The sequence below is a fragment of the Lysinibacillus sp. BSL11 genome, assembly GCF_052928325.1.
In genome coordinates this window covers 151,374-162,157 of sequence record NZ_JAVGCX010000014.1, presented here as the reverse complement: position 1 = coordinate 162,157, position 10,784 = coordinate 151,374, and the positions used below count along the sequence as shown (strand labels likewise).

Sequence of the window (10,784 nt, the reverse complement as noted above, 5' to 3'; positions counted from 1 at the left end):
CTCGAAACATGTTTATACAAGTAGGGGGTGAACAGTTTTGCGGACGGGATCTAGTCCCACGGGCCAGACGTTCTACCCCGACTACCGTTATAATAAGACCTAAAAGAAAAAGGTCAACCAGAAAAAACTGGCTAACCTCATATTACGAACGGGCCAGATTGTTGAGGAACATTCTTTAACGAAAGGTTCGAAAACGACGCTTTGGAGATTTTTTCAGTTACACTACATTTTAAAAATAGCATCTATTGTGCATCCGTATGGAAGCTGCTCTTTTTCAGCGTAGATGTTCACGTAAAATGTGATTTTTGCGTTGCCAACAGTATGCGTTTCTTCCTTATCTGCGTACACTTCAAAAAAATCAATCGTGTAATGTTTATACCCATCTTTCTCCATGTAACACCAAACTTCATTAGCTTTTCGTGGATCAAGGCCATTACTATGTAAAAACTCGATAAGCATATTATTTTTCATAATTTGCTCCGCATAAAAAATACAATCCTCACAGATGCAATGATTGACAGTACCAACAAGTTCTCCATTCGCATAAAATTGCTCATTTAATTGTTTCGTGTTCATTATGTCCTCCAATAGATTAATGGTTTAATTTTATCAATAATTCAAAAATTTTCGCACGTTTTTTTTATTCAAATAACGAAACAGATTGTTGGAAATTAATGTAATATATTTGAAAAATATTTGGATAATATATGTTAGAATGGTTATTAATTATACAATTATCGATTAAATTGTTTCAAGGAGGTTATTTATGAAAATAACAGAAGGCTATGGCAAAGTGATGATAGATGATTTTGAATTTTATGGTGAAATTAAACAAGATAAATGTTCTAAATGCAACTATAATTTAGTATATTACGATGATTTTGATTCTTATTTTTGTCCTAATTGTAATAGTTGGACTGAATCAAAATGTAGTGACCCTACTTGTAAATATTGCTCTAATAGACCAGAAACACCTTTAACTCACAAATAACGAAATTAAACTTCCATGAAGGGACTCAATCATCTTCCATTGTCTATGGAGACATGCTAATTTTGCCCTTCGTTGATGGCTAACTGAATGCTCAGTAATAAGAGATTACAATCATAGTATTTTATCAAAATGAAAAGTGAAAGATTGTTCTTCCAGAACTTAGGTAAAGAGTATTTGAAGGCTTTAACCAATTTTTGTTGGAGGTCTATCAAAAATGAAAAACGAAGAAAATAAGACAAATCAATACTTACCAAGCATAAACTACGATGATACAACTAACTGCGAACATGACATTGAATCTGATATAGTAGTTGGAAATTCACCATGCCCTTGCTGCGAGTTTATTACAATTCCGAATAATGGCGAGGCCCTTGCTTATATTTGTCCCGTATGTTTTTGGGAGATAGATTTGTTTATTCAAAGTAATGTAGAGGCAAGTGACCAAAACCATGGCTTAACATTGACTGAAGCAAGAAAAAATTATCAAAGTTTTGGGGCAGTATTGCCTATGTTAAAGAAGTCTTGCAGGCAACCAAAAGAATATGAATATCCAACAAAATGAAGAAGCAGATTCAAAGTTGATTGGGTTGGAAAACGGCGACTACGGGAGGAGCAACGCAAACGGGTTGGTTCACCGCACACCCTCCAGAATGAGTACGTCTGAAACAGAAATTAACGGTTTTAAATTGTTCAAGAATCGGGCGAGATTTTGCAATAAGGAACAGCGCTAAAAATTATCAAATAATATAAACTAACAACACAATATTTTTTATGTGAAATAACAGGTGGGGATATTTAATATCAAGACCCAGATGAAGAAATTACCTTGGAAGAATTGCAAGGTAATTTCGAAATTTATTCATACATACCCGAAAGACTCAGAAGTTATTGAACAACTATTATCAAATTTATCTAATTGTGCGCATTTCTTTAAACAGGAATGCGTCTTTTTTAATATAAAATAAACAAAAACTCCGCGTTATTAGTGTGTAAAGAATGGAAATCCAAGATGTAGGAAATAATGTAGTTCTCTAATGCAAATTACAATTTCAAAAGAAAACCAAATCAATGCGGAGGTAAAAATGACTGTTCTTGATTGTATCATTATAGGCGGAGGTCCTTCTGGGTTAAGTGCTGGCTTAACTTTAGGAAGAGCTAGGAGAAATATTGCATTAATGGATGATGGGACAAATAGGAATAGAGTGACACAGGCGTCACATGGATTTATTACGCGTGATGGGATAAAACCACAAGCGTTTAAAGATATAGCGTTAAAAGAGTTGGAGAATTACCCGTCTGTGTCCTATATTAATGCTACAGTTACTGAAATAATAAAGGGTATAGGTAATGAGCGATTTACTGTCAAAACATCTACTAGTCAGGAATTTGTTTCAGAAAAAATCATACTCGCCACCGGTGTTCAAGAAATATTTACTATACCAAGTATAAGAAAGTTTTATGGGAAAAGTCTATTTAGTTGTCCGTATTGTGATGGCTGGGAGCAAAAGGATAAGCCATTAGTGGTGCTGGCAGAAAAAGAAGAGCATGTACTGCATTTGACCAAGTTAATTTATAATTGGTCACAGGATTTGGTTGTCTTAACGAATGGAGCTCACTTATCTAGAGAAGGTAAAATGGAGTTACAAAAACACAATATCAAAGTTATATCAGAGAAGATAAAAGACCTCATCGGTAAGGATGGGTACTTACAAAAAATAGAGTTTCAAACAGGAGCAACCATTATAAGGTCGGGTGGATTTGTTGCCCCATCTTATTATCGCCCCAATCAGTTTGCTGAGAAGCTTGGCTGTGATATTGATGAAGATGGAAAAGTGATAACAGATGGTGTTGGTAGAACAACTCAAAAAAATGTATATATTGCAGGGGAAACCGAAAGATCTAAACCATCCACTTTAATGATTTCAGCTGCTAAAGGTAATAAAGCTGCTGTTTCAGTAAATACTGATTTAACGATGGAACGCTTTTGATGATGTCATAACACTTGGAATAGGATCTTAGTAAAAACATATCAGCTAATGTATTCTCAAATATTGTGTTAGAGTTACTATAAGAAATGACAAAGAACGGATTTTGATTGTAGAATCCGTTTTTCTTGTTGCAAAAATTATAGTTTTACAAGGGTAATAAAAAAGTGCGGAGGAATAAAAATATGAAACAAGTGGGGACTCTATACTTTTTCTGTGGAAAAATGGGGGCAGGAAAATCAACAAAATCAAAACAATTGGCTAAAGAAAAAAATGCGGTCCTTTTATCTGAGGATGAGTGGCTTTCCTCTCTTTATCCCAATCAGATCACATCATTTGAGGACTATCTAAAATTATCAGCACAGCTCAAGCCGATGGTGAAAAAGCATGTCCAAAACATATTGAGTGTTGGTACGGATGTAGTAATGGATTTTCCAGGTAATACTCAAAAACAGCGAAAATGGTTTTTGGATATAGCGTCAGAGGTCAATGCAAACCATCAACTAATTTTCCTTAATTTAAATAACCAGCAATGCTTGGTTCAAATTGCGCAAAGGCGTAATGAACAACCCGAAAGAGCAGCTTTTGACACGGAAGCGACGTTTATTGAAGTTACTAAATTTTTTGAAGCACCAGAAGCTTCCGAGGGTTTAAATATATGGGAGTTTAGTGGGAAAGAATAACACAGAGTTATCAGGCTCGCTTATTAAATGAACGTCATATTTTTCTTAAACTAACAGGGGTATTACTTGAAGAACATAGTGCTGTTTAGAAATTAGCTATTATTGTCATTTGTAATTTATGCGGTTTATGAAGAATTTTTTAAAATTATATTGACAAACTATTTTTTTTCTGTAAAATGAAAAACAATTCAAAAATATTTGTATAGAACAAAGGCTATGAAAAGAAGTAGTATCAATTATTTTTACGAACAGAAAGTTACCGGTCGATGAGAGGTGCATGTAAAACAATTGAGAATTCATCTTGGAGCTGTGTACCGAAAGGATTATTCTAAGTAGGCTACGCCGGTAAGCACCCGTAATCATGTGCGAGAGTATCGTCAAATGACCGTACTTCTTAAGGTAAGTAATGTGAATTGCTTATAAATTAAAGGTGGTAACACGAGTTGAATCGTCCTTTTGGTTAATCCAAAGGGGCGTTTTTTTTATTCCTTTTTTGAGCAAGTATTTGAAAATCTAAACGTATGGGGAGTAAGCATTATGAAAGATAATCATCAAGATTCACAACTAAAGCGGGAATTAAGCACGCGTCATATGCAATTAATTGCACTTGGCGGGTCCATTGGGGTCGGTTTATTTTATGGCTCTAGTTCAACCATTCAAATGGCGGGACCATCTATTTTACTAGCTTATTTAATTGGCGGGTTAGTTATTTTCACCATTATGCGTGCATTAGGTGAAATGGCAGTAGCGGAACCTGTATCAGGCTCATTCAGTATGTACGCGAATAAATATTTAGGACGCTTTGCTGGGTTCTTATCTGGTTGGACATATTGGTTCATGTGGATTGTCGTGGGCATGGCAGAATTAACAGTGGTCGGTGTATATATTAACTACTGGTTTCCAGATATTCCACAATGGGTAACTGCCCTTGTGGTACTTGTGATGATGACGCTTGTAAACTTAGCAAATGTAAAAGCATATGGAGAATTCGAATTCTGGTTTGCGATGATTAAAGTTGTGGCAATTATCGGTATGATCGTTCTAGGATTAGCCATTATTTTGTTTGGTGTCGGCAACCACGGTGAAGCAATTGGCTTTGATAATTTATGGGCACATGGTGGCTTCATGCCAAACGGTTTTCATGGTATTTTAATGTCACTCGTATTAGTTATGTTCTCATTCGGTGGGGTTGAATTAGTGGGTATTTCTGCAGGAGAAGCAAAAAATCCTAGCAAGGCCATTCCATCAGCCATTAACAACATCGTTTGGCGTATTTTAATTTTCTACATTGGGGCGCTAGGCGTTATGATGGTTATTTATCCTTGGAACGAAGTTGGCTCAGAAGGTAGCCCATTCGTTCAAATTTTCGATTACGTTGGTATCCCTGCTGCAGCTCACATTATTAACTTTGTTGTCATTACAGCAGCAATGTCTGCCTTTAATAGTGGCTTATACGGTTCAGGACGTATGCTACACAATTTATCAGTACAAAAAAATGGTCCAGAGTATTTTAGAACAGTAAGCAAAAATGGTAGTCCAAGTCGAGGAATTTTATTTTCTTCAGCTGTGTTATTAATCGCGGTTGTCTTAAACTATGTAGTACCTGAAAAAGTGTTCATCTATATTTCTGCTGTTGCGACGGTTGCAGTTATTACAAGCTGGATGATTATTTTATTAGCACAATTGAAATTTAGGAAGTCAAAAACGAAAGAGGAAGTAGCCAAACTGAAATTCAAAATTCCACTTTACCCACTTTCTACGTATATTGCTATTGCATTTTTATTAATGGTGATTGTGCTAATGGCGTTTATTCCAGATATGCGTGTTGCCCTATATGTCGCACCAATTTGGTTTTTCATCTTATTTATTGGCTACAAAGTAATACATGTTAAGAAGTAGTTACATCTTTTCATATTGATACTTCTACAGCGCAGACATATTGTAAAAAAATTCTGTTGGTATACTCGATTCGTTACATTTATCTAAGGTCTAATCATTTTTATCCATTAGTAAAGAATGTGATGAGTGCCTTTCTTTATGAATAGGTTCATAATAAAATTGATCTGTATTTAGACAAAAAAGGAGGGGCATGATGGGAGTAGTATATTTGGCTGGTGGATGTTTATGGGGCGTACAAGCTTTTATAAAAACGTTACCAGGAGTTACGTTTACAGAAGCAGGAAGAGCGAATGGAACAAGTCGTACGCTTGAGGGCGATTATGATGGATACGCTGAATGTGTAAAAACGGGGTTTGATCCAACAGTTGTAACCATTCGAGATTTAATTGGCTATTTATTCGAAATCATTGATCCTTACAGTTTGAATAGACAAGGACAGGATGTTGGCGAAAAATATAGAACAGGCGTATATAGTGAAAATCCTAAGCATTTAAAAGAGGCGAGGGCATTTCTTAGAGAGAGAAATGATTACAAGCTTATAATGGTTGAAGTGTTGCCCCTAACAAACTATGTCAGAAGTGCAGAGGAGCATCAGGATAGATTAACCAGATGTCCAAATGATTATTGTCATATTCCCGCAGAAATTTTAAATAAATATAAATAACGGAATTTACAAGACCTTTCTATGTGCTAAAACGCAGAAAATTAGAAGGAAATGATCAATCTCAGCGAGTGCTATTGATGAAACAAGAAAGCATATTACTGTTAACCCCGTCCTAACTTGGAACGGGGTTATTCTTATTTAGAAGGGTTAAAATTGTCACTTTACAAAAGCGGAACTATTTAATTTTGATAAAGGGAAGCATTACGATTTTAAGTGAGATTTTCCCCCTAAAGAGCCACAAAAGGTTCAGCAATTCCATATAGAGAGTTTGGATTAAATCATTTTTAGCAAATGGGTATATCAAAACTTTATTACTTACAGCACCCTTATGTTGGTATAAAGTAGTAAATGTAGAAAATTTACATAGATATTACATAGTGTTGAAAGGTTGAATGTTAATATGAAAAAAAGTTGGTTGTTATTATTCCTCATGGTATTGATGTGCGGATGTTCAAATCAATCCAAGGAGGAGACTGGGGTCGAGGCTAGCGTTGAACAAGAAGCAGCTTCTAAGTTAGCACAGGAAAAGCAGTTGGTAGATCGTCAATTATATGAGAAATTATCTGAGGCCGTTGAGACAATAGGCTATACATACGATATGCAAACATTTGCTGAAAATGAGTATAATCAGGGCGTTTTATATTCGGAATTAATCGATTTTGATAATGATGGGGTTCAGGAGGTTTATGCCTTCATGAAGGGAGTAGACTATCCATTATCTGCATATACACATCGAAATAAGGATAATTATATCCAAGAAGTTTGGACGGGAAATGCGAATGGCGAAAGCGCTATTCTATCTTTTTCAAGTGAAGTTGATCAATTGGTCTGCTCAGCCTGTGATATGAATGTGTCTTTAGTCAAAGGTCAGGATGGTCGAACATTCATCAAAATGTTCTCCAATCAAACAAGTCAAGGCACTACGGTGGACAAGATATGGATTTATGCCAAGGAGCCATCTAACTCAGCAATGGAGTTAGTTATTACTGGCTATACAATTGATAATAACAATGCAGTGGGTATCGATTATTTTTTAGATGGTGAAGTAACAGATCAAGCCACATATGACACAGCTTTTGCCCCATATACTGGAGAGGAACGTTCCATACTGATTAGTAATTTTTCCGAGAAAAAATATGGTTTCGATTATACTAGCCCAGCTAGCAATGTTGGCACAGTCCTTGCTGCCCTCTTACCGAGCGTAAATAGTATAGTTGGGCAAGAAGCATTGCTAGAAAAGAAGAAAAGGGAAGAAATCATCGGTGCCTTAGGTGAATTTAATACAGTGAGACGCATCCATCATCAAGACAAACGTGTCGTCCAATCTTTAGTGTTAGATGTTATTCAAAAGGCCAATCTTGACCATGAGTATTCAGACATGAGTGAAATGGTTTTTGATGGGGCCTCCGTCAAAGAAAAATACAAAGAAACATTTGGCGTTGACTTAGATATCGAGAAGATGAATTTCCCTTCCAGAGATAGCCAGTCCATTATGTCTTATGAAGCAGGCAAGTTTTATATCTATCCAACTGGTTTTTATTTTGATGCGATTGACCGCCATTTTCAAGATGTCTATAAAGTCAGAGACGATTTATACTATGTGACCATCTTAGATAATGAATTTAATCATACTGAATACTCGCTCTCAAAGGATACAAACATTACATCAGAGGAAATGTTTGCGCAGGATTTTGCAAGTTGGCCTAAGGAAGCACGGATTTGGCTAAAACCAGGGATACAAAGATATGCTGTGGTGAAATATATGGATGGGGTACCGAAAGTTCAATACCTCGGTGCACAAAACTTAACAGATCAACAAATAGAGGCATTCTAAGTTTCCCTAGCAATCCCCTAGATTGAAATATGGTAAAATGGACAAAAGCATAAGGTTTGGAGGGATGACATTGGCAGAAAAAAGATTAAAAGTTTGTGAAAATGGACATCGATTTTACAAAAGCACAGATTGTCCAAGCGGCCCTACCTGTGATCGGGAAAATAAACCTAACAGTGGCTTCCTTTCCAAACTAAGTTCACCTGCAAGAAATGCATTAGTGCACGCAGGTATTGATACGTTGGAAAAACTATCTATGTACACGGAAAAGGATATCTTAAAATTGCATGGTATTGGACCAGCCTCCTTACCGATTATGAGATCATCATTGAAAGAAGAAGGCTTGTCATTTAAATAAGTGAGGGGGAAGATAACAATGTCAACGAAGGAATTATCACAAGAGCAAACCGAGGAACTAATCAATACTTTGCAAGTTCGCTTCGAGAAAAATACATCTCGTCATGAAGGGCTTGATTGGGCAAATGTCCAAGCTAAGCTAGAGGCTAATAGGGAGAAACTATGGTCGCTCCACGAAATGGAGGCAACAGGTGGTGAACCAGATGTAGTAGGCTATGATGCAAACACGGATGAGTTCATTTTCTATGATTGTTCTGCGGAAAGTCCTAAAGGTCGCAGAAGTTTATGTTATGACCGTGAAGCATGGGAATCTAGAAAAAATCATAAGCCTGAAAATACGGCAATGGATGTTGCCAAGGAAATGGGCATTGAGCTGTTAACAGAGGAGCAATATCGCCAGCTACAGGAGCTTGGCAAGTTCGATTTAAAAACATCAAGCTGGGTACAAACACCTGACAACATTCGCAAACTCGGCGGTGCCATCTTCTGCGATCGTCGCTATGACATGGTCTTTATGTACCACAATGGAGCAGAATCCTACTACGCAGCAAGAGGCTTCCGTGGATCGTTAAGAGTTTAAAAAATAAAGGCATATGCCGATCTGCGGATGAGCATATGCCTTTTTCTATGGAAATATAGTTAGGCCAATGTCTTTCTAGTTAGCTATAACCTTTATTTAGTGTATGATAAACTAAAAGGGGAGGTGGAGAATTATGTTAAATTGTTTGAAAATTATTTTTTCCATCACAGGCATATCTCTCGCAGTTTACGGACTAGTCACACGAGATTTCCAATTGAATTACCTCATGATATTGTTCTTAGGCCTTTTCATGTTCACTTTAGGCATTCAAGAATTCCAAAAACAGCGAACAGTTTATGGTTGGTTCCTAATGGGGGTATCTATATTTTCAATCTATGTGTCCGTTCAAAGCTTTGTCTTGATTTAAGGGAAGCAGCCACTGTTAATTTTCGTAATACCATACATCGATCAAGTCCTTCCAGCCATTTTCATCAATCACTTTCAACTTATATGATGGCCCTATATTTGTATGGGATTCAGTTAAAATTTGCATGGCGTTTTTTTATTCTGTCGATATCATCAGCATGTTCAATAGTCCGTCTCTTTATCTCACGATTTGCCCCTTGTCCCATCACAATTACTTTTTGAATTTCATCAGGAAATTCAAACGTTTTTCCCTCCGTTTTAACCGTTTCATTTACACTCTACAAGAATTAACAAAATGAATAATAAGAATATGACTTAATGCTAATCATTTGATGGGGCAGACCGCTCGTCGCTCATACTAAAGGTTTTTATGCTATAATTTACATAAATTACATAATGAGGTGATAAGATGGAGAATGAAAAATTAGTGTGCAAGGCTTGTGGTCGAGATAAATTTACGACTGGACAGGTGGGTGGTACTACAAGCCAGGGCAATATAAGGCCTATAGGAGCAATCATGGCGGTAGGGTCACCACTCCAAATGACTTTTTGTAAAAACTGCGGAGAAGTTGCTTCATTTAAGGTGGTAAAACCACAGAATTTTAAATAATCGTTGAAAGGGTCACTGATAGGAAGGTGATCCTTTTTATATAGTGGACGTTTAAAAGGGGATAAGAATTTAAAAGCATACATGATGCTCGACTTTGGTTATTTGAATACCATGATATGAAACCAGCCTTACAAGACAAACACCCTCTAATTGGTTAAAGGGTGTTTTGCTAATACATACTAGATAGAACTTCGATAAGCTCTTAAAGTTGAATGTAAGTTTGAATTCGAACTTGCGATTGTTTTTTTATAGTTATACATACCTAATGGGCTTAAATGATTAGAACTAGATCCTAATAAACCTTGCTTTACAGCACTTTTTAACGTATCAATTTGTTTGGTAGATAATTTAGAAGTTTTACTTTCTTCAAGAATTTTATTTACATTATTTATTTTTTCTTGATCCTCTTTTGATGTAGCTTTAACTTCCTTGTTCATTTGTCGCGTCAACCCATAATACTTAGACGAGGATCTACGTGACATTAAATATTGCATATTAGAAAATTTTGTCGTCATCATGATAAATTGTCACCTTCCCATTCACATTTTTAGTTCCATAGTTGTTATCGTACTGAACTTGAAAAGATTTAGTATATTTACTTTTTTTAGTAATTGATTTTCAAGTTTAATCAGACCAGATGATGGCACCTGTAAGCATTGAAAAAACGTTGAGACATATTATCAAGAACACAGTATTAAGTCAGTTGGATATAAACTATCATATCTACCACTGCCGAATAGGCATATATTGAATATGAAAGTAAGCGTTAATTACTGTTTATTTTGCAATCAATATATATTTAACGGATGGATTGAATT

Annotated in this window: 13 protein-coding genes and 1 other annotated feature; of the genes, 11 read left to right on the top strand and 2 right to left on the bottom strand. The window is 36.0% G+C overall.

Going from position 1 to position 10,784, the window contains the following annotated elements:
• Positions 1-222: 222 nt before the first annotated feature.
• Positions 223-576 carry a hypothetical protein gene (locus tag RCJ95_RS17580; RefSeq protein ID WP_221679871.1) on the bottom strand — a complete coding sequence of 118 codons (354 nt, stop codon included), beginning with the start codon at positions 574-576 and terminating at the stop codon, positions 223-225.
• A gap of 190 nt (positions 577-766) precedes the next feature.
• Here RCJ95_RS17580 and RCJ95_RS17575 point away from each other — a divergent pair, with 190 nt between their 5' ends.
• The 11 genes from RCJ95_RS17575 (at position 767) to RCJ95_RS17525 (ending at position 9,966) form a co-directional block, all read left to right on the top strand.
• A complete protein-coding gene (locus tag RCJ95_RS17575) occupies positions 767-991 on the top strand; it encodes a hypothetical protein (RefSeq protein ID WP_004228499.1) in 225 nt (74 codons plus the stop codon).
• Positions 992-1,205: 214 nt separating this feature from the next.
• Positions 1,206-1,553 (top strand): CPCC family cysteine-rich protein, encoded by a 348-nt coding sequence (locus RCJ95_RS17570; RefSeq protein WP_221679869.1) that lies wholly within the window; start codon positions 1,206-1,208, stop codon positions 1,551-1,553.
• A 520-nt stretch (positions 1,554-2,073) separates the two neighbouring features.
• A complete protein-coding gene (locus tag RCJ95_RS17565) occupies positions 2,074-2,979 on the top strand; it encodes an NAD(P)/FAD-dependent oxidoreductase (RefSeq protein ID WP_446722594.1) in 906 nt (301 codons plus the stop codon).
• Between the two features lie 182 nt (positions 2,980-3,161).
• Positions 3,162-3,659, top strand: a complete 498-nt coding sequence (locus tag RCJ95_RS17560) for an AAA family ATPase (protein WP_221679867.1) — start codon at positions 3,162-3,164, stop codon at positions 3,657-3,659.
• A gap of 207 nt (positions 3,660-3,866) precedes the next feature.
• Positions 3,867-4,118, top strand: a binding site (T-box leader).
• Between the two features lie 78 nt (positions 4,119-4,196).
• Entirely contained in the window at positions 4,197-5,558 is a 1,362-nt protein-coding gene (locus RCJ95_RS17555; protein WP_446722592.1) for an amino acid permease, read from the top strand.
• Between the two features lie 193 nt (positions 5,559-5,751).
• On the top strand, positions 5,752-6,222 hold the full coding sequence (locus tag RCJ95_RS17550; RefSeq protein ID WP_369579241.1) for a peptide-methionine (S)-S-oxide reductase: 471 nt from the start codon (positions 5,752-5,754) through the stop codon (positions 6,220-6,222).
• 400 nt (positions 6,223-6,622) lie between these two features.
• Positions 6,623-8,056, top strand: coding sequence for a hypothetical protein (locus RCJ95_RS17545; RefSeq protein ID WP_263082466.1), 1,434 nt, complete (start codon positions 6,623-6,625; stop codon positions 8,054-8,056).
• A gap of 64 nt (positions 8,057-8,120) precedes the next feature.
• Positions 8,121-8,411, top strand: coding sequence for an RNA polymerase alpha subunit C-terminal domain-containing protein (locus tag RCJ95_RS17540; protein WP_446722591.1), 291 nt, complete (start codon positions 8,121-8,123; stop codon positions 8,409-8,411).
• Positions 8,412-8,429: 18 nt separating this feature from the next.
• Complete coding sequence (locus tag RCJ95_RS17535; RefSeq protein ID WP_369355851.1) at positions 8,430-8,990, top strand: DUF4256 domain-containing protein; 561 nt, start codon at positions 8,430-8,432, stop codon at positions 8,988-8,990.
• A 133-nt stretch (positions 8,991-9,123) separates the two neighbouring features.
• The gene (locus RCJ95_RS17530) at positions 9,124-9,357 is read left to right on the top strand and encodes a DUF3953 domain-containing protein (protein ID WP_369355850.1); all 234 of its coding nucleotides are present in this window, start codon (positions 9,124-9,126) and stop codon (positions 9,355-9,357) included.
• A gap of 408 nt (positions 9,358-9,765) precedes the next feature.
• Positions 9,766-9,966, top strand: coding sequence for a hypothetical protein (locus RCJ95_RS17525; protein ID WP_004228479.1), 201 nt, complete (start codon positions 9,766-9,768; stop codon positions 9,964-9,966).
• 179 nt (positions 9,967-10,145) lie between these two features.
• Here RCJ95_RS17525 and RCJ95_RS17520 read toward each other — a convergent pair whose 3' ends face one another.
• A complete protein-coding gene (locus RCJ95_RS17520) occupies positions 10,146-10,403 on the bottom strand; it encodes a hypothetical protein (protein ID WP_257522043.1) in 258 nt (85 codons plus the stop codon).
• Between the last annotated feature and the right edge of the window lie 381 nt (positions 10,404-10,784).